Here is a 22,116-nt window from a genome sequence, read left to right as displayed (position 1 = left end):
TCCGGAAAGGGCGCAACCGGGATTCCGCCCTTCCTGATCCGCCTCGTCTTAGTAGCGGTATTCTTCGTGCTTGAACGGACCGTTGACGGGAACGTCGATGTAGTCCGCCTGTTTCTGTGACATTTTGGAAAGTTCTGCGCCGACCTTCGCGAGGTGCAGGGCAGCGACCTTCTCGTCCAGAGACTTCGGCAGGGTGTAGACCTTAACTTCGTACTGGCCGGGCTTTGCCGTCCACAGTTCGATCTGCGCCAGGGTCTGGTTGGTGAAGGACGCGGACATCACGAAGGACGGGTGGCCCGTTGCGTTGCCCAGGTTCACCAGGCGGCCTTCGGACAGAAGGATGATGCGGCGGTTCGGAGCCAGCTCGATCTCGTCAACCTGCGGCTTGATGTTGTTCCAGCGGTAGTTGCGCAGGGCTTCGACCTGGATTTCGCTGTCGAAGTGACCGATGTTGCAGACGATCGCACGGTCCTTCATCTCGCGCACATGGTCGATCGTGATGATGTCCACGTTGCCGGTGCAGGTGACGAAGATGTCGCCGCGCGGGGCTGCATTTTCCATCGTGACGACTTCATAGCCTTCCATGGCGGCCTGAAGAGCGCAGATCGGATCGACTTCGGTCACGAGCACGCGGCAGCCTGCGTTGCGCAGGGAAGCAGCGGAGCCCTTGCCCACGTCGCCGTAACCGGCAACCACGGCGACCTTGCCGGCCATCATGACGTCCGTGCCGCGACGGATCGCGTCCACGAGGCTCTCACGGCAGCCATACAGGTTGTCGAACTTGGACTTCGTGACGCTGTCGTTCACGTTGATGGCCGGAACCTTCAGCGTGCCCTTCTTGGACATTTCCCACAGACGATGCACGCCCGTCGTCGTCTCTTCGGAGATGCCGCGCACGTCCTTGAGCATTTCGGGGTACTTGTCGTGCATCATGATGGTGAGGTCGCCACCATCATCGAGGATCATGTTCGGCGTCCAGCCATCGGGACCATGAATGGTCTGCTCGATGCACCAGTTGAACTCGTCTTCCGTCAGGCCCTTCCAGGCGAAGACGGGGATGTTCGCTGCGGCGATGGCGGCGGCGGCGTGATCCTGCGTGGAGAAAATGTTGCACGAGGACCAGCGGACCGTGGCGCCCAGATCGATCAGTGTCTCGATCAGAACGGCGGTCTGAATGGTCATGTGCAGACAGCCGGCGATGCGTGCGCCCTTGAGCGGCTGTTTGTCCTTGTACTCTTCGCGAAGAGCCATCAGGCCCGGCATTTCGCCTTCGGCGATGGAGATTTCCTTGCGGCCCCAGTCTGCCAGAGTAATGTCGCGAACCTTGTAATCCTGCGTCGTCATGAAATGGCCCTTGCTGCCCATCTTTGGATGGCTGCCTGTATAAAGGCTTGGCGGACCCGCGGAAAGGGCGGGCCCGGCAATAGGCTTTTCCGTCTTATTCCGGCGACGACGTCTTGCTCGGAGCAGGCGTCTTTTTATGCGTGTGATGATGCTTGCCGGGAAGCTTGTGCACGTCCTTCTGGTCCGACGGGACGGGGCCCGTTTCGTTCGTACTGCGGGTCATGGGGCTGGGCGCGGCGGGAGCGGGCTGGTCCGGCTGTTCGGTTATGGTGCGCGGGTTGGTTGGCAGGGCGTTGTTCGGCTGGCTGACCGTGGAGTTCTGCGCTTTCTGGATCGCAGAGGTCGAGGTCTGTGGCTGGTCGTTGCTGGGAGCGCTGACCGCCTGGGCCATTGCAGGAGCAGCGATTGCAGTGACGAGCAGGAGGCTGCTGGCGAAGAAAGCTGTGCGGATGGACATGAATGTTCCTTTCCGGAGGAGCGTGCCCGTGTGTCAGGGCTGACTCATTGCGATATGGTGTTTTAACTGTCTGTTTGGGGTGGAGTTGCATTCGCGGGACGGTTTCGGTGCGGAAAGACGGGTATATTGCGTCTGTATGCAGGGCATGCGAGAAGCCGGAGAGGGCGCGTTGCCCCGTCGTTTCTGTTGAACCTGCATGCCGGTTCTGCCGGTCCTGAACCCCCTGAAAACAGGAGGATGTCGTGTCAGACAGCACTGCCTACAACTTCCCCTTCACGGTTCTGGACCCACAGCATCAGGAAACCGGCGCGCCTGCGTTCGCAAACGGGCTTGTCTGGGCCGTGCATGCCGTTCCGGGGCAGGATCTGCGGACGCTGGGATCGGCCGAGGTGGAGGCGCTCCTGGCGCCGGGACGTCCGCTTGAGAACGAAGGCTGGTACTGGCTGCATTTCGATACGGTGCACAGTTCGGCGCGGGGGTATGTCGCACATCTGCCGGATCTGCCCGAAGACGTCTGTGCGATGCTGGCCGAGACAGAATATGGGATTGCGCTTGAGGCGTTCGAGGATCTGATCTGGGGGGCGCTCCCAGCCTTTGACGATGCGCTGTCCGAAGAAGACCGGGAGATCTGTGCCTGGCGGTTTGCGATGCGCCCGGATCTGCTGATTACGACGCGGCGCAATCCCATTCCGGTGCTGGGAGCGGCCTATCGTTCCCTGCGGCCGGATCAGATCCCCAGGACGCCTGCGGGGATCATTGATCGTGCCTTGCGGGAATTTACCGGGACCGTGCGGCGTCAGCTCGGGCATCTGGATGATGAGCTGGACCGGGCGGAAGATGTGCTTCTGCTGATCGAGCATCGCTCCGATCTGGGGCATCTGGGTAGTATCGTGGGCAAGGTGCGCCGTCGTGCGACCGAGCTGCGCCGGGTTGTGACGCCGATTGACCGTGTTCTGAAAGACGAAGATCTGGATCTTCCGGACTGGGCCGAGGATGAACTGCGGGACCGGGCGGAACGGCAGGTTCATGCGGCTCTGGACGATCTGATCGCGCTTCAGGACCGTGCGCGGTCGTTGCAGGACGAACTCGGGTCCAATCAGGCGGAAGAGACCAACCGGCGGCTGTATATCGTTTCCGTCGGGACCACGTTGATGCTGCCCGCGACATTCGTAACCGGGTTCTTCGGCATGAATACCGGCGGGATGTTTCTGGCTCAGGGATCGCTGGGGACCGTGGAGGCAGGCATTGTCTGTTTCGTCTTCATGAGCGTGACGTTTCTGTTCATGAAGGTCGCGCGTCTGCTCTGACGGTCGTCAGGTTTTCATGTGGTACAAAAGAAAAAACCCCCGTGTCTGACACGGGGGTTTTTCTTTGGAGACCTGTTTGTGGTCAGGTGTTGATCAGGTGTTCTGGGGCTTGCGGGAGTTTGCGGCTGCAACGGCCTTGCCCCACTGGACCAGTGTCTTGGTGCAGTCCGTCCGGTCGAGCTTGCACTCGATGAGCGTCGGGCCACGGGTGTTCTTCTTGGCCTTGGCGATGGCTTCGGCCAGTTCTTCGCCCGTCGTGGCATGCAGGCCGAGACCGTACTTGCCGCTTTCCTCGCCGGGGACGCCCTGGTTGAAGCACTGCATCAGAGCGGCGTAATCCCAGTTCTGGATGTAGTTGTACGGGCCATCATGGATGGCGATTTCGATGACGTAGCCGTGGTTGTTCACCAGGAAGATGATGACCGGCAGTTCGTAGCGGACCATCTGGGCCACTTCCTGCGCGGTGAGCTGGAAGGAGCCGTCACCAACCATCAGCACATGCTTGCGCTCCGGCGAGCCGGTGGCGTTGCCGAACATGGACGGAACGGACCAGCCGATATGGCCCCACTGCATTTCCGTCTCGACCTTCGCACCTTCGGGAAGATGCATGCGCATGGCGTTGAACCATGAGTCGCCGGTCTCGGCGAAAAGGGTGGTGTTGCCGTCGACCAGATCGTTGATCTGGCGGGTCATTTCGTCGTTGGTCAGCGGCTTGGCCTGATCGGCCTTGGGCAGGATGACGGGCTTGTATTCGCCGGTCAGGGCTGCGGACTTCTTCGGGGCCTTCTCGGTCAGGGCCTTGACGAATTCCTTGAGGCGGAAGCCGTCGAAGGTCTTGCCGTTGACGGTCACACGGTCCGGATCGATTTCGAGAACCTTTTCGCCGCGGATGATGCTCTGCCAGCCGCCCGAGGAGTAGTCGTTCCAGACGGGAGCAAGGCAGATCACGGCGTCGGCGCCTTCGATGATCTCCTGGGCACCGGGGCTGCTGACATCGCCCCAGTAGACGCCCCGGAAGCCGGGATGCGTTTCGGGGAAGTAGCTCTTGGCGGCAGCCATGACCGTCACGGGGCAGTTGAGCTTGTCGGCCAGTTCGACGGTTTCTTTGAGCGCTTCGGCGGCGCGCAGCTTGGTGCCGACGAGGATGGCGACCTTGGTGGCCTTGTCGAGGAAGCTCAGGCTTTCGTCCAGAGCGGCCTTGAGGCTGGCTTCGTCGGGGCGTGGGTGGGCGTGCAGGGACGACACCGGACCCGGACGGACACAGGGTGCGGCCGAGACGTTACAGGCGATTTCGAGATAGGCTGGCTTCTTCTCGCGCAGCATGGTGCGGATGACATGGTCGATCTTCGCCGGGGCCGTCTCGGCGGAGGTGATGCTTTCGGCCGCACAGGTGACGTGCTTGGCCATTTCCATCTGGTAGCTGTATTCGGTCGTGCCGATCGTGTGGTGCAGGACATGGCCCGAACCGTGATCGTTGGTGTTCGGCGCGCCGGAAATCACGAGGATCGGCAGGTTTTCGGCGTAGGCGCCGCCCAGACCGTTCATGGCGGAAATCGCGCCGACGCTGAAGGTGATGATGGCTGCGGCGGCACCATTGGCGCGGGCATAGCCTTCGGCGGCGAAGGAGCAGTTCAACTCGTTGCAGTCATAGATCTGCTTGGTGCCGCCCTGTTCGATCATCTGGTCGAGCAGAACGAGGTTGTAGTCGCCCGCGACGGCGAAATGGTGCTTCAGGCCGATCTGCGTCAGGCGTTCGGAAAGATAATGTCCGACAGTGTAGGTCATGATTTCGATACCTCAGGAGCCATAGGGACGGTCAGATGACTGGATGGTCTGGCGTGCTGACAGGACCATGCAGTCATCTGACCAGAGACAGGCGGATGGCAGGTTGCGGGCTGGTGTCTGGAGCAGGGTGTCGGGGGTAACGTGCCGTCAGGGGAGAGTGGAAAATCGTAAAGGCCGGGATAGCGATTGTCTGTCGTTAAATAATGAACAGTATAAGACAATAAACGGTCCGTTCCGTAAGGACGGCCCCTGAACGCGGCAAGAAAAGAACCTGTTGGCGACATATCTTCCCATGACAGCCGGAAAGCAGACCGGCTTCGTATGAAATACCTGTCTGCTCCAGACGCATGAATGTTTAGAATAAAAATTCTGTCTGTGAAGGACATCAATCAAAAATTACAATTAATTGAAAAAACCCTTTCTCATGAGGGAGAATCCAATACAGACAGGGAATTTCCGTGGAACCGATGAGGACCAGAAAGGTCTTGTTCAAATATTACAGGTAACGGAGCATCTCCTGATCCGCAAGGCGTGCAGGAGGTATGTCTGCGCCTTGTGGATCAGGAGCTGTTTTTAAGGGGAAGGCGGCTGGGTGGGGGCTTCGCGGGAAGCGGTGACGGGAGTTGGCGGGGCGTCGGCGCTCCATGTGAGTGCGAGGCTGGTGGTGTTTCCGGGCATGATCTGGCCGATCTGGATCAGGGCCGCCGTATTCAGGAACAGGGGGAGGGATCTGTCACCGAACTGGAGTGAGGAGCCGTGCTGGAGTGCGGGGGCGGGAAGGCTGTGTCCCGCGTCGTCTTTCAGGCTTACGATGTCGGGCTTCAGGATCAGGGAGAGCCCGCGCAGCATTTCCATTGTCATGGGAAAGAACGTTTCCCATTCCCTTGGCTCGGGGGCTCCGAAATCTATCGAATCCGCGCCGGTTGGGGCGCTTCTCAGATAGGTTCCGCTCTGTGGAAGGAAAAAGACCACGCGGTTTGGGGCATGTTCCCGCAGTTCCATTTCGGGAAAGGGGCGGGGCATTGAAATCCGTTTTTCCAGTAGCGGACGGCAGGGAAGCTGGAAAGGCAGCGGAACGCTGGCGCTGAGGCCCGGAAGGCGGCCTTCCTGAAAAGGAGTGCGGCACAGCGCGTCTTTCAGGGAGTTGTGATCGAGCATCCAGCCGAACCAGTCCATGAACCAGAGGCGGAGTGTCGGAGGGGTCTCAGTCATCATGTCTCCGAAGGCTGTTGGGTGAGAGCCAGACATTTCTTCATGACGCCGGGCAGAGCGGCGCGTTTCGTTGAACGGAACGTGCCGAAAGAGGAATCGATCCCTGCATTATGGCCCTGTGGAAGGCAAGCCTCATAGACCGTGAGGAACAGGGTGAAATGGGTGAAGACGTGGCGGATTTCGCCTCTGTTGGTCCAGTCGGTCAGGCAGGGCGCATGACCAAGGGCTTCGTCTTTGCTCCAGGGTGCGCTGCGCCAGTCCGTTCCGGGAAGCTCGTCCATGCCGCCCAGAAGGCCGGTGGGAGGGCGGGTTCGCAGCAGGATCTGACCGCTGGAATCGTGCAGGAGGAAATGTACGCCGTAACGGGTGGGGCGTGTCTGTTTGGGCTGTTTGGCCGGGAGTTGGGCTGCGATTCCGCGAGCATGGGCGATGCAGGAGGTCTGCCAGGGGCAGGTCAGGCATGCAGGGTTGCGGGGCGTGCAGATCGTTGCGCCGAGGTCGAACAGGGCCTGTGCGAAGTCGGAGGGACGGCTTTGCGCGACAGGATCGGCGTTTAGGAGCGCGGCCTGTTTCGCCAGAAGGGGTCGCGCAGCCGGGAGTGGTTCTTCGGTTGCGTTGAGGCGGGCCGTGACGCGCTCGACATTGCCGTCAACGGGGACGACGGGGCGCCCAAAGGCGATGGCGGCAATGGCGCGAGCCGTGTAGGCACCGATTCCGGGAAGGGTCAGCAATTCTGTGACCGTGTCTGGGAAACCGCCGCGTTCGGAGACGCGTTTCGCACAGGCATGGAGATTGCGGGCACGGGCATAGTAGCCGAGGCCGGCCCAGAGGTGCAGGACGTCTTCGAGCGGAGCCGCCGCGAGGTCTTGGACTGTAGGGTAATGCGTGAGAAAGCGCTCGTAATAGGATATGACGGCTTTGACGGTCGTCTGCTGGAGCATGATCTCGCTCAGCCAGACGGCATATGGGTCTGGACGCTGGCCGGGCAGGCTGCGCCAGGGAAGGGCGCGGCGGTGGTGGTCGTACCAGCGCAGCAGGGCGGATGCATCAGGAGTCACGGGAACGGATATGACGAAGGATCGCGGTTCGGACAAGCGCCCGTTGCGAAATACGGCCCGAAAGAAACCGGCGCAGGAGCCTGATGGCTGGGTTCCCGCGCCTGATCGCAACTGGACGCCGCGCCGTTCGGGCACGAAGCAGATCGGGTCTTTCGTGCAGGCGCTGACACAGCCTGTCTTCAAGAAGAAGCCACCGGTTCTGGCGCGTCTGATGATGGACTGGGCGGATTTTGTCGGTCCGCGTCTGTCCAAACAGACTGAACCGCGCCGTCTGTCGGCGGGAACGCTGACGCTGGCCTGTGCGGGACCGATTGCCATGGAGCTTCAGCATCTGGCGCCGCAGATCATCGAGCGTATCAATGTGGCCTGTGGGCTGCGGGGCGAATATGGGATCGAGCGCCTGAAGATTGTTCAGGATCTGGTGGCGTTCGAACGGCCGACGCCGAAGCGTCCGAAACCGTTGCAGATTGAAGTGCCGGATATTGAGGATGAGGAGCTTCGTCTGGCACTGGAAAGCCTTGGGGGGCATCTGGGCGCGAAGCGGAAGCGAAGGTGACGGAAGTGTTTCACGTGAAACAAGTTGTTTCGTCATGGAAAGGCCCTCTTCCTACACGATCTGGTAATGCCGATATGGGACATATGATCGGGCTTTCCCGCAGGAGACTTGCCATGACCCTCACATACAAACCGGCCGTTGCACTGATGCTGGCCTTGCTGGCGTCCACGATTTCCGCTCCCGCCTTTGCGCAGCATGGGGGCGGCCCGGGCGGAGGTCCGGGTGGCGGAGGCGGTGGATTTCATGGCGGTGGAGGCCCCGGTGGGGGCTTTCACGGTGGCGGCATGGGACCCGGTGGTATGGGCGGGGGGATGAGACCCGGCGGGATGGGAGGTGGCTTTCATGGTCCGGGCGGTGGTGGATTCCGCCCTCCCGGTGGTGGATATCATGGAGGTTGGGGCGGCGGTGGCTATGGCGGTGGCCGTCCCGGATGGGGATTCCGTGGTGGCGGCTGGGGCGGAGGCTGGGGTGGCCCGCGCTTTGGCGGCTGGGGCTATCCGGGCTGGGGTGGCTGGAACGGCTGGGGTGGACCAGGCTGGTTTGGCTATGGCTGGGGAATGCCGGGCTGGGGCGGCGGCTGGGGCTGGGGCGGTTGGGGCCTGGGTGTCGGACTCGGCGTTGCGACCGGCATGGCGATCGAGGCTTCGCCTTATGGCTATGGTGGTGGGTACGGCGGATACGGATATGCTCCCGGTTATTACGCCGCGCCGTCCTATTCGGGTGTGCCGCCTTACACCTGGGGATACTGATCAAAAAAAAGCCGCCGGAGAATCTCTCTCCGGCGGCTTTTTCGTATTCTGCGGGTTTGAGCCCGGTCAGTCCGTGACGAAATCCTTCGCATGATAGCCCTGTGCGAAAAGATGCGCGCGCAGGCTGGCGAAGTTGATTTGGGTGGGAATGATGCGGCGGACATTCGGTTTGGCATGGAAGGCCAGACCGAGGCCCGCGCTGGCGAGCATGGGGATGTCGTTGGCGCCGTCGCCGGTTGTCAGGGCTGCGCGAAGCTGCACGCCGCGCTCTGAGGTCAGGCGTTCGAGATGATCGCGCTTGGCGTCGGGGCCGAGGATCGGGCCAGCGAGACCGCCGGTGATTTTGCCGTCTGCGATTTCCAGTTCATTGCCGTAATTTTCGTCGAATCCGCACAGTTCGGCTACGCGCTGTGTAAACCATGTGAAGCCGCCTGAGACGAGCGCCGTGCGGCCATTATGCTTGCGCATGGTCTGCACGAGTTCGCGGGCGCCTTCCGTCAGGGTGACGGACTCCCAGACCTGTTCGAGAACCGAAGCGGGCTTTCCGGCCAGAAGGGCCACGCGCTGTTCGAGCGCGGTTTCGAAATCCAGCTCGCCGTTCATGGAGGCGCGGGTGATGGCCGCGACGTCTTCCCCGCAGCCCAGAAGGTCCGCCAGTTCGTCCAGCGTTTCGCCCGTGACAATGGTGCTGTCCATGTCCGCGACGAGGACAGCCCGGCGGCGACCGCGCGTTTTGAGAAGCAGCGCATCGACACGATAGGGCGCGAGCGTTGCGCGGATCGTGGCGATGTTGGCCGAACCGGGGCGCGGCGGCGGGCAGGGAATGTCGACCGCTTCGCCCGGAGACAGGACGATCGGCGCGTTACCCTTGACGAGCGCGCGGGCCATGTCGATGGCCTCGGGTTTGAGGGGGCCGGATTTTCGGTCGGCGATGAGGGTCAGGACGGCAGGAAGGGACATGAGATCTCGTAACGGTCCGGCACGTGTGGCAGGAGGGGAGAATGAACGCCCCGAAGACAACAAAAACTGCGATCATTGTGGCCGGACCGACGTGCTCCGGCAAGTCAGCACTGGCGCTCGACCTTGCGCGACGCTTTGACGGTACGGTTATCAACGCGGATTCCATGCAGGTTTACCGCGATCTGCGGATTCTGACGGCCCGGCCTGATGATGCGGATGAGGCTGCTGTCCCGCACCGGCTTTACGGGGTTCTGGATGCGGCTGTGCCGGGAAGTGTGGCTTGGTGGCGATCCGAAGCCCTGCGGGAAATGGACGAGGCGTGGGCCGTGGGGCGCATGCCGATCCTGTGTGGTGGGACGGGGATGTATCTGCGGGCGCTGACGGATGGTCTGGTGGAGGTGCCGGCCCCCGGAGACGCTGCGCGGACCGAAGCACGGGGGCTGGCGGAAGGGATCGGGCCGGAGGCGCTGCATGGGCGTCTGATGCAGGTTGACCCTGAAACGGCGTCTGGTCTGCGTCCGAACGATACGCAGCGGATTTCGCGGGCTTGGGAGGTCTGGACGGGGACAGGGCATGGGCTGGCCTGGTGGCGGTCGCAGCCGGGTTTGCCACCTGCGCCGTGCCGGTTTGTGTCCGTGCAGCTTGACCCTGAGCGGGAGGGGTTGCGCCGGGCGATTGATGTCAGATTCGGGCAGATGCTGGAGGCCGGGGCTCTGGAGGAAGTGTCCCGTCTGCTGGAGAGAGGGCTTGATCCGGTTCTACCTGCCATGCGTGCTCATGGCGTGCCTGAACTGGCCTCCGTTCTGCGAGGAGAAGAAATGCTTGAGGAAGCGCGGAAATCCGCGGTCCTTGCCATCGGGCGCTATACGCGGCGGCAGGCGACGTGGTTCCGGCATCATGCGTTGGGAAAAGAGGGTGACGCGATGATTTCGTTGCGCAGATATACCCATTTTGCGCAAGAATCGGAAAGTCATTATGAAAAAATAGAGAACTTTATATCGGAACGAGTTGACGCCGCCGCGTTGTCGTCCTAAATCCCGCCGCTCATACCTTGGGAGGAAACGGTGACGGCTGCTGAAAGAGACGCAGGAACAGGCAACGAGGCGCTGAATGGCGCGGAAGTGCTTCTGCGCGTTCTCGATGAAGAGGGTGTGGAGGTCATATTCGGATATCCGGGTGGGGCTGTCCTTCCGATTTACGATGCTCTTTTCAAGCAGGACCGGATTCGACACATTCTTGTGCGTCATGAGCAGGCCGCCGTTCATGCGGCGGAAGCCTATGCGCGCTCGACGGGCAAGGTTGGCGTGGTTCTGGTGACGTCGGGTCCGGGGGCGACCAATGCCGTGACCGGGCTTGTGGACGCGCTGATGGATTCCATTCCGCTCGTCTGTCTGGCGGGGCAGGTGCCGACGAAGCTGATCGGCAATGATGCGTTTCAGGAAGCCGACACGACCGGCATCACGCGCCCTGCGACCAAGCACAACTATCTCGTCCGGGAGCCCGGAACGCTGGCGCAGACCGTGCGTGAGGCGTTCGAGGTGGCACGCTCGGGGCGTCCGGGGCCGGTTCTGGTGGATCTGCCCAAGGACATCACGGTCGGCAAGGCGCCGCTGACGAAGCCGGCACTGTCGCGCCTCCAGCGGCTGCGCCATCAGGGTGGGCCGGATGCGGAGGCGATCGCCCGGACCCTCGAAGCCATGAAGACGGCGAAGCGCCCGCTCTTCTATACGGGGGGTGGCATCATCAATTCCGGGCCGGAAGCGTCGGACCTGCTGCGTCGTCTAGCGCGCAAGACCGGTTTCCCGGTGACATCCACGCTGATGGGGCTGGGGGCGTTTCCGTCTCCTGATCCGCAGTTCCTGGGTATGCTGGGGATGCACGGTTCGGTCGAGGCGAACATGGCCACGCATGGCTGTGATCTGCTGATCGCTCTGGGGTCGCGTTTCGATGACCGCGTGACGGGGCGTGTGGATGCGTTCTCGCCCAATTCGTTCAAGGTTCATGCCGATATTGACCCAAGCCAGATCGACAAGATCGTGCCGGTGGATGTGCGGATCGAAGGCGATGTGCGCGATACGCTTGAAGCGCTGCTCGAAGGCTGGGGGGAGACCCCTACGCCGGATCTGTCGACCTGGTGGAACCAGATTGCGTCCTGGCGGAGTGTGGACGGGTTTGGCTTTACGCAGGACATGACGCCGTCTGCCGTCATCCGTCCGCAGCATGCGGTTCGCCGTCTGTATGAGCTGGCGAAGGAAACGGGTCGTGATACGTTCGTGTCCACCGAAGTTGGTCAGCACCAGATGTGGGCAGCCCAGCACTTCCAGTTCGACAAGCCGAACCGCTGGCTGACGTCGGGTGGGCTGGGGACGATGGGCTATGGTCTGCCGGCTGCCGTAGGCGCGCAGGTGGCGCATCCGGATGCGCTGGTGATCGACATCGCCGGTGAGGCGTCCACGCTCATGAACATCCAGGAACTGGGGACGATCGCGCAGTATCGCCTGCCGGTGAAGATCTTCATCCTGAACAACCACTATATGGGCATGGTCCGTCAGTGGCAGGAACTGCTTCATGGCTCGCGGTATTCGCAGTCCTACAGTGAAGCGCTGCCGGACTTCGTGAAGCTGGCCGAAGCGTTCCATGCGACCGGGATGCGGGCGACGCATGTGGGTGAGCTGGATGACGTGATCCGCCGGATGCTGGCGCATGATGGGCCGGTCGTGGCCGATATCTGCGTGGCCGAGGGCGAGAACTGCTATCCGATGATTCCATCGGGTGCGGCGCATAACCAGATGCTGCTGGGTCCGGATCAGGATTCCGAAGCGGCGGGACTGACCGAAGAAGGGAAGATGCTGGTCTGATGACGGAGACGATCCAGAATTCGGTCATTTCAGTCCTGATCGAGGACGAAAGTGGCGCGCTGGCCCGCGTGGTGGGCCTGTTTTCCGGCCGGGGCTACAACATCGAGAGCCTGACGGTGGCGCTGGTGGATGCGGAGCAGAAGCTCTCGCGCATCACGGTGCTGACGTCGGGCACGCCGATGGTGATCCAGCAGATCAAGGCGCAGCTCAAGCGCCTGATCCCGGTGCATGATGTCTGCGACCTGACGCAGGAAGGCCCGTATGTGGGCCGCGAGCTTGCGCTGGTGAAGATCGTCTCGTCCGGCGAGCGCCGGACGGAGGCCCTGCGCATTGCGGATTCGTTCCGTGCGCGGCCCGTGGATACGACGGCCACGAGTTTCGTGTTCGAGCTGACGGGGTCGCCCGAGAAGATCGACGCGTTCATCGAGTTGATGCGCCCCCTTGGTCTGGCCGAGGTTTCGCGCACCGGGATTGCCGCCATCGGGCGCGGTCCTTCAGTCTTTCACCTTAAAAAGGAGCCTGTCTGATGCGGGTATATTATGATCGCGATGCCGATCTGAATCTGATCAAGAGCAAGAAAGTCGCGATCATCGGCTATGGCAGCCAGGGTCACGCTCATGCCAACAACCTCAAGGACAGCGGCCTGACGGACATCGTCATCGGCCTGCGTCCGACGTCTTCTGCCGTCAAGAAGGCTGAAGAGGCCGGTTTCAAGGTCATGTCCCCGGAAGACGCAGCCGCGTGGGCCGATGTGGTCATGGTTCTGACGCCGGATGAAGGCCAGGGCGCCCTGTACAAGGACAGCCTTGAGAAGAACCTGAAGCAGGGCGCAGCCCTTGCCTTCGCGCATGGTCTGTCCATCCATTTCCGCATCATTGAAGCCCGTCCGGATCTGGACGTGTTCCTGATCGCGCCGAAGGGCCCGGGCCACACGGTCCGTTCCGAATATCAGCGTGGTGGTGGCGTTCCGTCCCTCGTGGCCGTGGCGCAGAATGCTTCGGGCAATGCGCTCGAAATCGCTCTGTCCTATGCCAGCGCCAATGGTGGCGGCCGTGCAGGCATCATCGAGACAACCTTCAAGGAAGAAGTCGAAACCGATCTGTTTGGCGAACAGGCTGTCCTGTGTGGTGGTGTGGTCGATCTGATCCGCGCCGGCTTCGAGACGCTGGTTGAAGGCGGATATGCGCCGGAAATGGCTTATTTCGAGTGCCTGCACGAGATGAAGCTGATCGTGGATCTGATCTACGAAGGTGGCATCTCCAACATGAACTACTCCATCTCCAATACTGCGGAGTATGGCGAGTACGTGACGGGTCCGCGCATCATCACGGCGGAAACCAAGGCTGAGATGAAGCGCGTCCTGACGGACATCCAGGACGGCACGTTCGTTCGCAACTTCATCCTTGAGAACCAGTCCGGTGGCGTTGGCTTCAAGGCCATCCGCGCCCGAAACGACGCGCACCAGATCGAGAAGACCGGCGAGAAGCTGCGTGCGATGATGCCGTGGATTGCCAAGGGCAAGCTGGTCGACAAGAGCAAGAACTGATCAGGCGGGTTCGGGAGGCCGGATTCGGCTTCCCGGAAACGGGACGTATCATCGTCTGTCGGGCGTCGGAATGTGTGGGATTCGTTTCCCGCAGATCCGGCGCCCGAACTGTATGCGGGGTCTTGGATTCAAGAATTTTCCGCGTTCCAGCCCTGTGTGCAGGAAAGGGAAAACCTCTTTCTCATGCAATGGGGACATGGGGCGGGGGAGATATGTGACATATTGGGGAATCGCCCCATAAAGTGCTTGCATCAGGGGGGAGGGGCCGCTAACTAGCGCGCTTCCTGGCCCAAGGGGGCATTTTTTGCCCAACAGGCTGTCTACTGGTTTGGGGGTACGTGATGAACGCACTTGCTCAACTGGGGATGGTATCGGAACTCCCGAGAGATATCCAGAACAGCGACGCTCACTTTGTTGAAGATGAGCGCAAGGATTACTTCATTGAGCGTGATGGCGAGCGTTTTGCTGGCAATCACCTGCTGATCGATTTCTGGGACGCTCGGAATCTCGATGATCCGACGCGGATTGATGAAACGCTGTGCGAAGCTGCGGTTGCGGCTGGCGCGACGATCCTGCATAGCCATTTTCACCACTTCACGCCCAATGGCGGCGTGTCGGGCGTGATCGTGCTGGCGGAAAGCCATATTTCGATCCACACGTGGCCGGAGCGGAATTATGCCGCTGTGGACGTGTTCATGTGCGGCGTGTGTGATCCGAACCTGTCGATTCCGGTGATGCAGCGCCTGTTCCAGGCCGGCCGGATCGAGGTCGATGCCGTGCGGCGCGGCCGCGTGCAGGACAAGGCCGCAAAGGCGGTCTGAACTGATGAAAGGGCCGGGTCACCGGCCCTTTTTCAATATACTCCGACAAGGAAACGATGATCCATGGCTGAAACATGGCTCAACGAGACACTGTACCCGGACTGGGGACAGCGTTTTCTCGTTACGCGCGAACTCGCACGGGTAAAATCCGACTTTCAGGATGTGGTGGTGTTCGAAAGTTCCAGCCACGGCCGCGTGCTGGTTCTGGACGGCGTTATCCAGATCACCGAGCGTGACGAGTTCGTCTATCAGGAAATGCTGACGCATGTGCCGCTGCTGGCGCATCCCTGTGCGAAGCGTGTTCTGATCATCGGTGCGGGTGATGGTGGCGTTCTGCGTCGCGTGTTGCAGCATGAGACGGTCGAGAAGGCTGTCATGGTCGAGATCGACGGTGCGGTGATCGAACTGTCCAAGCAGTATCTGCCGAACATTGCCGGAGATGCCTGGAACGACCCGCGGGCCGAGGTCATTGTCGGCGACGGCATCGACTATGTTCTGAAGGCGGCTGATGGCGCGTTCGATGTGATCATCGTCGACAGCACCGATCCGATCGGTGTGGGCGAAGTGCTGTTCACGGACGAGTTCTACAGCAACTGCGCGCGCATCCTGTCGGACGAAGGTCTGATCGTGAACCAGTGTGGCGTTCCGTTCATGCAGGCGGATGAACTGCATGAGACGAGCCTGCGTCGTGCGAAGTTCTTCCCGCATGTCGGTGCGTATGTGGCGGCTGTTCCGACCTATGTCGGCGGGTTCATGACGCTGGGTGTGGCCTCCAAGGGGCAGGCACCGAACACGCAGACGGTCGAGCAGATCCGCGCCCGTGCGGATGCTGCGAAGATCGTGGGTACGACGCGCTACTGGACGCCGGAGATCCATGTCGGGGCGTTCAACCTGCCGCCTTATATTGCCGAGCATCTTCCGAAGACCGGAAAATGATTCCGCGCCTGCCTCTTCATTAAAGGGGCAGGCGGTTACAGCTGCTCTTTCAGGCTGCTGTTAATCCGTTCCAGAAGTGTTACGAGAATATCGCGTTCGAGGGGTGTAAACCCCTTGAGTGCTGTGTCGGTTAAATGTTCCATAACAGGAACGATATTCCGGCTTTTCCGCTGGCCGTCCAGTGTCAGGGTGACCAGTGTGCTGCGGCGGTCTGTTGGGTCTGGTTCGCGCCGGATCAGGTCGTCGCGTTCCATCCGGGCGAGAAGTGTCGTCATGCCTGGCTGTTCGATATCCGCAAAATCCGCAAGCGCTTTCTGATTGAGGGTCTTTCCGTCCTGCAAAGCCTGCAACACGGGGAGCTGGCCGATCCGGAGGCCGGTCTTTTTGAGTTCGCGTTCCAGCAGGAGTGTGAAGAGCCTGGTGTTGCGGGTGGTCAGGGCGCTCAGGGGAGAGGGGGCGGTCATGCGGATTCCGGGGGTCATGTGGATAGAATACATAACATGTTATGTATTGAGGTCATGAAAAAACCCGGCGGCTCTTTCGGGCCTGACCGGGCTTGATCTGACCAGGCTGAAAAATCAGGGTGTCATTTTGGCCAGCGGGGCGACGCAGCGGTGCTCGCGGTAGAGCGTCCATTCGTCGCAGATCTGGTTGGGCGGGAAGGTGCAGGTGCCGGTTTCGCCGCCTGCAGTCCGGACATCACCGTGTCGGCCGCCCTGCTGCGTGCAATAGACGCTGGCGGGGTTGGGAATGCCGATCAGGCGGGTGCGCGGATTGTGCTGCGGATGGGAAGCGCAGGCGGACACCGTGCCGCACAGGAGGGTGATGGCCAGGAGGTGTTTCGTGCTTGAAAGATGCATTGCTCAGGGAGCCCTTTTCTTCAGGAAGCGGACGCTGCGTTCCTTGATGTCCAGTTCTTTTACAGCGTTTGCGAAGACCTCGAAATGCGGGGTCCTGAGGTGCTCTTCGAAGGCCGCGCGGTCGGTATAGACTTCCACCAGGATGACGGTATCGGCTTCCGTTTCAGGCGAGAGGACCGTGAAGCTGTGGCAGCCGGATTCGTCGGCGACGGAGCGTTCGCTGTCATAGGCGCAGACCTTGAGAAATCTGTCATAGGTTGCCGGTGTGGTCTCGAATTCGGCAATGACCGTCAGTTCGCCAGCCATGGAGTTCTCCTTTGTGCATTTAAGGTCTCGGGACACAACGCAGGAGCGATCGTAACGATTGCGGAGTTTTTCGGAAACTGGCAGGATCGGAAGGACCGACACGGGAGAGACCGGCCGAGAGGCTGGCGCCGAAGGAGCAACCGCCCCGGAAACTCTCAGGCCAAAGGACCGAGGCGGTCAGGACATTCTGGAGAGAGGTGCGCTTGACGCATCCGCCGACGGGATAGCGATCTCAGGCGAAAGGACAGAAGGGGCGACGTTTTTCCGGCCGCATTCTGCGGGAAGCCGGGGCGTCTGCATCTTCACGTTTTGAGATAGAATGGACCGGGCTTTTTCGTATGAGCGATTCCCTCCAGCGTACTCCCCTTTACGATCTGAATCTGGAACTTGGCGCGAAGATGGTGCCGTTCGCAGGCTTTGAGATGCCGATCCAGTTCCCTGCGGGACTGATGGCGGAGCATCTGCATACGCGCGAGAAGGCTGGTCTGTTCGACGTGTCCCATATGGGGCAGATCCGCATTGCCGCGAAAAGCGGCGACGTGAAGGACGCGGCTGCGGCTCTGGAGACGCTGGTCCCGGCGGATTACGTCGGGCTTGCCGCCGGGCGCCAGCGTTATGGACTGCTGACCAATGAAGAGGGTGGCATTCTGGACGATCTGATGGTCGCCAATATGGGCCATGATCTTCTGGTGGTCGTGAACGCGGGTTGCAAGGTTCAGGACGCAGACCGGATCGAGGCCGCGCTGTCTGATCGGTGTGTTGTGACTCGCCAGTTTGATCGGGGGCTTATGGCGCTTCAGGGGCCGGCTGCGGAAGCGGCTCTGGCGCCGCTTTGCCCGGCCGTGAAGGACATGCGCTTCATGGATGTGATCGAGACCGAACTGGCCACTGCGACTGGGCCCGTGAAGGTGACGGTGTCGCGGTCCGGCTATACGGGCGAGGACGGGTTCGAGATCGGCTGTGCGGGCGCGGATTCTGAAAAAATCGCACGTGCGATCCTGGCGCAGCCGGATGTGCTGCCGATTGGTCTGGGCGCGCGGGACTCGCTGCGTCTTGAAGCCGGGCTGTGCCTGTATGGCAATGACATTGATGTCACGACCACGCCGGTTGAAGCTTCGTTGGGCTGGGCGATCCAGAAGGCGCGTCGTGAGGGCGGGTCCCGCGCTGGCGGCTATCCGGGGGCGGAGGTCGTGCTGAAGCAGACGCGCGATGGTGTCTCGCGCAGGCGCGTGGGTCTGCTGGCGGAAGGTCGGGCTCCGGTGCGGGCGGGGGCGAAGCTCTTTGCCGATGCCGAGGGGCAGAAGGAAATCGGGGTGGTCACGTCCGGGGCGTTTGGCCCGAGCGTGAAGGCTCCTGTTGCGATGGGCTATGTCGCGTCGGATCATGCGGCGCTGGACACACCCGTTTTTGCGGAACTGCGGGGCAAGTATGTGCCACTGCATGTGCGGGCGATGCCGTTCGTGGCACCCGGTTTCAAGCGCTGAACTTACAGTCGAATTTCAGATCAGGAAAAAGCAGCAATGACGACCTATTACACGAAGTCCCATGAATGGATCCGCGTCGATGGCGAGCAGGCGACTGTTGGCATCACCACGCATGCCTCCGAAGAGCTGGGCGAACTGGTGTTCGTTGAAGCCAAGGACGAGGGCACGGAAGTTGCCGCCGGTGATGCGGCCGCGGTTGTGGAGTCCGTGAAGGCAGCGTCCGACATCTATGCGCCGGTTGCGGGGACGCTTGCGGGCTTCAACGACGCGCTGTCCGATGATCCGACGCTGGTGGGCCGCGATGCGGAAGGCGAGGGCTGGATTTTCCGCATGACGGTTTCCAACCCGGACGACCTCAAGGGCCTGCTGACGGCCGAACAGTACAAGAGCCTCTGAGGCTTGCGGGGTCTGCGCTGGCAGGCCCCGTTTTTCTTTCAGCCTGCCCCGAATTCCCGCCTCCGCTTTTCATGAAATGCCAGAGAACCTGCCTGTGACGACCTTGTGGCCTGCCCAGACCGAAGATTTCAGCTCCCGCCATATTGGCCCGCGCCCTTCCGAAATCGGGGAGATGCTGCGGGTTGTTGGCGCGTCCAGTCTCGATGACCTGATCGACCGGACCATTCCGGCCGCCATTCTCGATCGCGGGGATCACGGGATTGGTGCGGCCCTGACCGAGCAGGATGCGCTTGTGCGTCTGCGTCAGATCGCGTCGCGCAATCAGGTTCTGACCTCCATGATCGGGCAGGGCTATTACGACACGGTTCTGCCGCCGGTCATCCAGCGGAACATTCTCGAAAATCCGGCCTGGTACACGGCTTACACGCCGTATCAGCCCGAAATCAGCCAGGGCCGCCTTGAGGCGTTGCTGAATTTCCAGACGCTGGTGGCGGATCTGACTGGGCTAGACATTGCCAATGCGTCCCTGCTGGACGAGGGCACCGCCTGTGCGGAAGCCATGGCGCTGGCGCAGCGCGTGGGCAAGTCGAAGGCGACGGCGTTCTTCGTGGATGCCGACACGCACCCGCAGACGGTTGCCGTGATCCGCACGCGGGCCGAGCCGCTGGGCTGGGATATTGTGGTCGGGGATCCGGAGACGGATCTGGACGCGTCTTCCGTGTTCGGCGCACTGCTGTCCTATCCCGGCTCTTCGGGGCGCGTGCGGGATCTGCGCGGCGTGATTGCGGCGCTGCACGACAAGGGCGCGATTGCGGCTCTGGCCTGCGATCCGCTGGCTCTGGTGCTGCTGGAAAGCCCTGGTGCGCTGGGCGCGGATATCGCGATTGGCTCGATGCAGCGTTATGGCGTGCCGATGGGGGCTGGTGGCCCGCATGCGGGGTTCATGGCGACGCGCGATGCGTTCAAGCGGCATATGCCAGGACGTCTGGTTGGCGTGTCGCGCGACAGTGCGGGCAAGCCCGCCTATCGTCTGGCGCTTCAGACGCGCGAACAGCATATCCGCCGCGAGAAGGCGACGTCCAACATCTGCACGGCGCAGGCGCTTCTGGCGATCATCGCGTCCATGTATGCGGTGTATCATGGTCCGGAAGGGCTGAAGGCGATTGCTGCACGTACACACCGGATGGCGGCGATCCTGTCCGCGGGGCTGAAGGCTCTGGGCGCGAGCGTCGAGACGGACGTATTCTTCGACACGATTACCGTTCAGGCGGGTGCCGCGGCACCGCAGGTTCTGGCGCGGGCCGTGGCATCCGGTATCAATCTGCGCGATGCGGGGAATGGCCGGATTGGCGTGTCCTGTGACGAGACTACGACGCCGGAGACGATCCGTGCGGTCTGGGCGGCGTTTGCGGGTGAGGGTGCGGATCTGGCGTCTGTCGAGCAGGCGCTCGATGTGACGGATGCGCTGCCGGAGGGTCTGTCCCGTACGGCGCCGCTGCTGACGCATCCTGTGTTCCATACCCACCGTTCCGAGACGGATCTGCTGCGCTACATGCGTGCGCTGGCGGACAAGGATCTGGCGCTGGACCGGACAATGATCCCGCTGGGCTCCTGCACCATGAAGCTCAATGCGACGGCGGAGATGATCCCCATCACCTGGCCGGAATTCGCGCGGATTCATCCGTTCGCGCCCGCCGATCAGGTTCAGGGTTATGCCGAGCTGTTCGCGTATCTGGAGCGCACGCTCTGTGCGATTTCGGGGTATGACGCCGTGTCGCTTCAGCCGAATTCCGGCGCGCAGGGTGAGTATGCCGGGCTTCTGGCGATCCGTGGTTATCACCGCGCGCGTGGGGACGAGAACCGCGATGTCTGCCTGATTCCGGCGTCCGCGCATGGGACCAATCCGGCTTCGGCCCAGATGGTCGGGATGCGGGTTGTTGTCGTGGCCTGCGATGAGAATGGCAATGTTGATGTCGAGGATCTGAAGGCGAAGATTGCGCAGCATGACGGGCGCGTGGCGGCCATCATGATCACGTATCCGTCCACTCATGGCGTGTTCGAGGAGCGGATCGTGGAGATCTGCGAACTGGTTCATGCCGCCGGCGGTCAGGTCTATCTGGATGGCGCGAACCTCAATGCACAGGTTGGTCTGGCACGTCCGGGGCTTTATGGCGCGGATGTCTCGCATTTCAACCTGCACAAGACGTTCTGCATTCCGCATGGCGGTGGCGGTCCGGGCATGGGGCCGATCGGCGTGGGCAAGCATCTTGCGCCGTATCTGCCGGGACAGCATGGCATTGCGGTATCCGCAGCGCCTTACGGCTCGGCGTCCATTCTGCCGATTTCCGCGGCCTACATCATGATGATGGGCGACGAGGGACTGCGTCAGGCGACGACGATGGCGATCCTGAATGCGAACTACATCGCATCGCGTCTGGAAGGGCATTATCCGGTTCTGTATCGCGGCACCAACGGCTTTACGGCGCATGAATGCATCGTGGATCTGCGGCCGCTGAAGGACACGGTCGGTGTGACGGTGGATGATATCGCCAAGCGTCTGATCGACCACGGATTCCATGCACCAACCGTCAGCTTCCCGGTGGCGGGGACGTTCATGATTGAGCCGACGGAATCCGAAGGGAAGGGCGAGCTGGATCGTTTCTGCGATGCGATGATCGCCATTCGTGCGGAGATTGCCGAAGTCGAAGCCGGGCGTGTGGCGATGGACGCCAGCCCGCTGCGTTTTGCGCCGCATACCACGGCGGATCTGGCAGGCGCGTGGGACCGTTCCTACAGCCGCGAGGCAGGGTGTTTCCCAGGTGGTGTGGACACGTCGAAATACTGGTCGCCGGTCGGGCGTCTGGACAATGCCTGGGGGGACCGGAACCTCGTCTGTTCCTGCCCGGATATTTCGACCTACGCGGAAGGCTGAGCGGCTTTTTCCGTCTGGTGTTCGGGACAGGGCGCCTTCCTGCGGGGAGGCGCCTTTTTGCTGTTCGGTCTTTGTGGGTGTGATACCCGGCATGGGTTCTTTCTCACAAAGGGGTGAGGTATGGTTTCACGTGAAACGCTGCCCGCTTTCGGAAGATGCGGATGGGGTAGCTTCTATTGTTGATGAGGAGTTCCATCATGAGCCAGACGGTTCACATCACGGCCATTGTTACGGTTGCCGCCGAACACGCTGCCGCTGCCGAGCAGGCTTTTGCGGCCTGTGTTGTCTCTTCGCGCAAGGAGGAGGCCTGCCGCCAGTATGTGATCAGCCGGGATACGGAAAAGGCTGGCCGCTTCGTTGCCAACGAAATCTGGGCTTCGGAAGCCGGGTTTGAAGCGCATCTGGCGTCACCGCATTTCAAGGTTCTGGGTGAGGTGCTTGCGAAATGTGGAGCGCAGGCTGAAATCATGAAGGTCCAGCCGCTGGACGAGTCAGCTGACGCAGCCTGAAAAAGCTGTTTGCATTTTTCCGGGAATATGTCCCACTCGG

Annotated in this window: 22 protein-coding genes and 2 riboswitches; of the genes, 13 read left to right on the top strand and 9 right to left on the bottom strand. The window is 61.5% G+C overall.

The features are described 5' to 3' along the window. Positions 1–48 precede the first annotated feature (48 nt). Both ahcY and GAL01_RS07870 read right to left on the bottom strand, forming a co-directional pair. Complete coding sequence (gene ahcY / locus GAL01_RS07875) at positions 49–1,344, bottom strand: adenosylhomocysteinase (protein ID WP_062032870.1); 1,296 nt, start codon at positions 1,342–1,344, stop codon at positions 49–51. A 94-nt stretch (positions 1,345–1,438) separates the two neighbouring features. After that, positions 1,439–1,801 carry a hypothetical protein gene (locus GAL01_RS07870; protein ID WP_062032591.1) on the bottom strand — a complete coding sequence of 121 codons (363 nt, stop codon included), beginning with the start codon at positions 1,799–1,801 and terminating at the stop codon, positions 1,439–1,441. A gap of 242 nt (positions 1,802–2,043) precedes the next feature. Here GAL01_RS07870 and GAL01_RS07865 point away from each other — a divergent pair, with 242 nt between their 5' ends. Next, positions 2,044–3,108, top strand: a complete 1,065-nt coding sequence (locus GAL01_RS07865) for a transporter (RefSeq protein ID WP_062032587.1) — start codon at positions 2,044–2,046, stop codon at positions 3,106–3,108. A gap of 93 nt (positions 3,109–3,201) precedes the next feature. Here the strand turns inward: GAL01_RS07865 and GAL01_RS07860 are convergent, their stop codons facing one another. The 3 genes from GAL01_RS07860 to mutY all read right to left on the bottom strand — a co-directional run bounded on the left by GAL01_RS07860 (position 3,202) and on the right by mutY (position 7,163). Beyond that, the gene (locus GAL01_RS07860; RefSeq protein ID WP_062032582.1) at positions 3,202–4,893 is read right to left on the bottom strand and encodes an alpha-keto acid decarboxylase family protein; all 1,692 of its coding nucleotides are present in this window, start codon (positions 4,891–4,893) and stop codon (positions 3,202–3,204) included. A 573-nt stretch (positions 4,894–5,466) separates the two neighbouring features. After that, positions 5,467–6,108: a hypothetical protein gene (locus tag GAL01_RS07855; RefSeq protein WP_099253189.1), complete on the bottom strand. Its 642-nt coding sequence runs from the start codon at positions 6,106–6,108 to the stop codon at positions 5,467–5,469. After that, positions 6,105–7,163, bottom strand: a complete 1,059-nt coding sequence (gene mutY, locus GAL01_RS07850) for an A/G-specific adenine glycosylase (protein ID WP_062032574.1) — start codon at positions 7,161–7,163, stop codon at positions 6,105–6,107. The genes GAL01_RS07855 and mutY overlap by 4 nt, the downstream gene beginning before the upstream one ends. 10 nt (positions 7,164–7,173) lie before the next feature. Between mutY and GAL01_RS07845 the strand changes: the two genes are divergently transcribed. Together GAL01_RS07845 and GAL01_RS16145 are read left to right on the top strand one after the other, a co-directional pair. Further along, entirely contained in the window at positions 7,174–7,719 is a 546-nt protein-coding gene (locus GAL01_RS07845; protein ID WP_062032570.1) for a DUF721 domain-containing protein, read from the top strand. A 113-nt stretch (positions 7,720–7,832) separates the two neighbouring features. Beyond that, on the top strand, positions 7,833–8,468 hold the full coding sequence (locus GAL01_RS16145; protein WP_169926412.1) for a hypothetical protein: 636 nt from the start codon (positions 7,833–7,835) through the stop codon (positions 8,466–8,468). Positions 8,469–8,534: 66 nt separating this feature from the next. Here GAL01_RS16145 and serB read toward each other — a convergent pair whose 3' ends face one another. Beyond that, positions 8,535–9,428 carry a phosphoserine phosphatase SerB gene (gene serB, locus GAL01_RS07835; RefSeq protein WP_062030605.1) on the bottom strand — a complete coding sequence of 298 codons (894 nt, stop codon included), beginning with the start codon at positions 9,426–9,428 and terminating at the stop codon, positions 8,535–8,537. A 41-nt stretch (positions 9,429–9,469) separates the two neighbouring features. Between serB and miaA the strand changes: the two genes are divergently transcribed. The 6 genes from miaA (at position 9,470) to speE (ending at position 15,589) form a co-directional block, all read left to right on the top strand. Next, positions 9,470–10,462, top strand: coding sequence for a tRNA (adenosine(37)-N6)-dimethylallyltransferase MiaA (gene miaA, locus GAL01_RS07830; RefSeq protein ID WP_062030603.1), 993 nt, complete (start codon positions 9,470–9,472; stop codon positions 10,460–10,462). Between the two features lie 30 nt (positions 10,463–10,492). Next, positions 10,493–12,286 carry a biosynthetic-type acetolactate synthase large subunit gene (gene ilvB / locus GAL01_RS07825; protein ID WP_082790736.1) on the top strand — a complete coding sequence of 598 codons (1,794 nt, stop codon included), beginning with the start codon at positions 10,493–10,495 and terminating at the stop codon, positions 12,284–12,286. Then, positions 12,286–12,813, top strand: a complete 528-nt coding sequence (gene ilvN, locus GAL01_RS07820) for an acetolactate synthase small subunit (RefSeq protein ID WP_062030599.1) — start codon at positions 12,286–12,288, stop codon at positions 12,811–12,813. Before ilvB ends, ilvN begins: the two co-directional genes overlap by 1 nt. Next, positions 12,813–13,832: a ketol-acid reductoisomerase gene (ilvC, locus tag GAL01_RS07815; protein WP_062030597.1), complete on the top strand. Its 1,020-nt coding sequence runs from the start codon at positions 12,813–12,815 to the stop codon at positions 13,830–13,832. Before ilvN ends, ilvC begins: the two co-directional genes overlap by 1 nt. Before the next feature lie 341 nt (positions 13,833–14,173). Then, positions 14,174–14,653 carry an adenosylmethionine decarboxylase gene (gene speD / locus GAL01_RS07810; protein ID WP_062030595.1) on the top strand — a complete coding sequence of 160 codons (480 nt, stop codon included), beginning with the start codon at positions 14,174–14,176 and terminating at the stop codon, positions 14,651–14,653. Positions 14,654–14,716: 63 nt separating this feature from the next. Further along, the gene (speE, locus tag GAL01_RS07805; protein WP_062030593.1) at positions 14,717–15,589 is read left to right on the top strand and encodes a polyamine aminopropyltransferase; all 873 of its coding nucleotides are present in this window, start codon (positions 14,717–14,719) and stop codon (positions 15,587–15,589) included. Between the two features lie 35 nt (positions 15,590–15,624). On the opposite strand, the gene GAL01_RS07800 is transcribed toward speE, so the two are convergent. From GAL01_RS07800 to GAL01_RS07790, 3 genes are all read right to left on the bottom strand, one after another. Then, entirely contained in the window at positions 15,625–16,053 is a 429-nt protein-coding gene (locus tag GAL01_RS07800; protein WP_062030626.1) for a MarR family winged helix-turn-helix transcriptional regulator, read from the bottom strand. Between the two features lie 114 nt (positions 16,054–16,167). Further along, complete coding sequence (locus GAL01_RS07795; RefSeq protein ID WP_062030591.1) at positions 16,168–16,449, bottom strand: putative hemolysin; 282 nt, start codon at positions 16,447–16,449, stop codon at positions 16,168–16,170. A gap of 3 nt (positions 16,450–16,452) precedes the next feature. Then, on the bottom strand, positions 16,453–16,755 hold the full coding sequence (locus tag GAL01_RS07790; protein ID WP_062030589.1) for a putative quinol monooxygenase: 303 nt from the start codon (positions 16,753–16,755) through the stop codon (positions 16,453–16,455). A 91-nt stretch (positions 16,756–16,846) separates the two neighbouring features. Continuing rightward, positions 16,847–16,936, top strand: a riboswitch (glycine riboswitch). After that, a riboswitch (glycine riboswitch) is annotated at positions 16,937–17,013 on the top strand. Between the two features lie 80 nt (positions 17,014–17,093). On the opposite strand from GAL01_RS07790, the gene gcvT reads away from it, so the two are divergent. The 4 genes from gcvT (at position 17,094) to GAL01_RS07770 (ending at position 22,076) form a co-directional block, all read left to right on the top strand. Beyond that, positions 17,094–18,239 carry a glycine cleavage system aminomethyltransferase GcvT gene (gene gcvT / locus GAL01_RS07785; protein ID WP_062030587.1) on the top strand — a complete coding sequence of 382 codons (1,146 nt, stop codon included), beginning with the start codon at positions 17,094–17,096 and terminating at the stop codon, positions 18,237–18,239. A gap of 36 nt (positions 18,240–18,275) precedes the next feature. Continuing rightward, on the top strand, positions 18,276–18,635 hold the full coding sequence (gene gcvH, locus GAL01_RS07780; RefSeq protein ID WP_062030585.1) for a glycine cleavage system protein GcvH: 360 nt from the start codon (positions 18,276–18,278) through the stop codon (positions 18,633–18,635). A gap of 76 nt (positions 18,636–18,711) precedes the next feature. After that, complete coding sequence (gene gcvP, locus GAL01_RS07775) at positions 18,712–21,567, top strand: aminomethyl-transferring glycine dehydrogenase (RefSeq protein ID WP_062030583.1); 2,856 nt, start codon at positions 18,712–18,714, stop codon at positions 21,565–21,567. Between the two features lie 197 nt (positions 21,568–21,764). Next, positions 21,765–22,076, top strand: a complete 312-nt coding sequence (locus GAL01_RS07770; RefSeq protein ID WP_062030581.1) for a putative quinol monooxygenase — start codon at positions 21,765–21,767, stop codon at positions 22,074–22,076. The last annotated feature ends 40 nt before the right edge of the window (positions 22,077–22,116 follow it).

It is taken from the genome of Gluconobacter albidus, assembly GCF_002723915.1.
GTDB lineage: Bacteria > Pseudomonadota > Alphaproteobacteria > Acetobacterales > Acetobacteraceae > Gluconobacter > Gluconobacter albidus.
This window is presented reverse-complemented; position numbering and strand designations above follow the sequence as displayed.

Bases quoted from the DNA above. Each gene is read 5' to 3' on its own strand.
- GAL01_RS07800 (WP_062030626.1), bottom strand. From the start codon at position 16,053: ATGACCGCCCCCTCTCCCCTGAGCGCCCTGACCACCCGCAACACCAGG.
- gcvT (WP_062030587.1), top strand. From the start codon at position 17,094: ATGAGCGATTCCCTCCAGCGTACTCCCCTTTACGATCTGAATCTGGAA.
- GAL01_RS07855 (WP_099253189.1), bottom strand. From the start codon at position 6,108: ATGATGACTGAGACCCCTCCGACACTCCGCCTCTGGTTCATGGACTGG.
- speD (WP_062030595.1), top strand. From the start codon at position 14,174: ATGAACGCACTTGCTCAACTGGGGATGGTATCGGAACTCCCGAGAGAT.
- GAL01_RS07870 (WP_062032591.1), bottom strand. From the start codon at position 1,801: ATGTCCATCCGCACAGCTTTCTTCGCCAGCAGCCTCCTGCTCGTCACT.
- miaA (WP_062030603.1), top strand. From the start codon at position 9,470: ATGAACGCCCCGAAGACAACAAAAACTGCGATCATTGTGGCCGGACCG.
- GAL01_RS07790 (WP_062030589.1), bottom strand. From the start codon at position 16,755: ATGGCTGGCGAACTGACGGTCATTGCCGAATTCGAGACCACACCGGCA.
- serB (WP_062030605.1), bottom strand. From the start codon at position 9,428: ATGTCCCTTCCTGCCGTCCTGACCCTCATCGCCGACCGAAAATCCGGC.
- GAL01_RS16145 (WP_169926412.1), top strand. From the start codon at position 7,833: ATGACCCTCACATACAAACCGGCCGTTGCACTGATGCTGGCCTTGCTG.
- GAL01_RS07770 (WP_062030581.1), top strand. From the start codon at position 21,765: ATGAGCCAGACGGTTCACATCACGGCCATTGTTACGGTTGCCGCCGAA.
- GAL01_RS07845 (WP_062032570.1), top strand. From the start codon at position 7,174: ATGACGAAGGATCGCGGTTCGGACAAGCGCCCGTTGCGAAATACGGCC.
- gcvH (WP_062030585.1), top strand. From the start codon at position 18,276: ATGACGACCTATTACACGAAGTCCCATGAATGGATCCGCGTCGATGGC.
- gcvP (WP_062030583.1), top strand. From the start codon at position 18,712: ATGCCAGAGAACCTGCCTGTGACGACCTTGTGGCCTGCCCAGACCGAA.
- ahcY (WP_062032870.1), bottom strand. From the start codon at position 1,344: ATGACGACGCAGGATTACAAGGTTCGCGACATTACTCTGGCAGACTGG.
- GAL01_RS07795 (WP_062030591.1), bottom strand. From the start codon at position 16,449: ATGCATCTTTCAAGCACGAAACACCTCCTGGCCATCACCCTCCTGTGC.
- GAL01_RS07860 (WP_062032582.1), bottom strand. From the start codon at position 4,893: ATGACCTACACTGTCGGACATTATCTTTCCGAACGCCTGACGCAGATC.
- ilvC (WP_062030597.1), top strand. From the start codon at position 12,813: ATGCGGGTATATTATGATCGCGATGCCGATCTGAATCTGATCAAGAGC.
- speE (WP_062030593.1), top strand. From the start codon at position 14,717: ATGGCTGAAACATGGCTCAACGAGACACTGTACCCGGACTGGGGACAG.
- ilvN (WP_062030599.1), top strand. From the start codon at position 12,286: ATGACGGAGACGATCCAGAATTCGGTCATTTCAGTCCTGATCGAGGAC.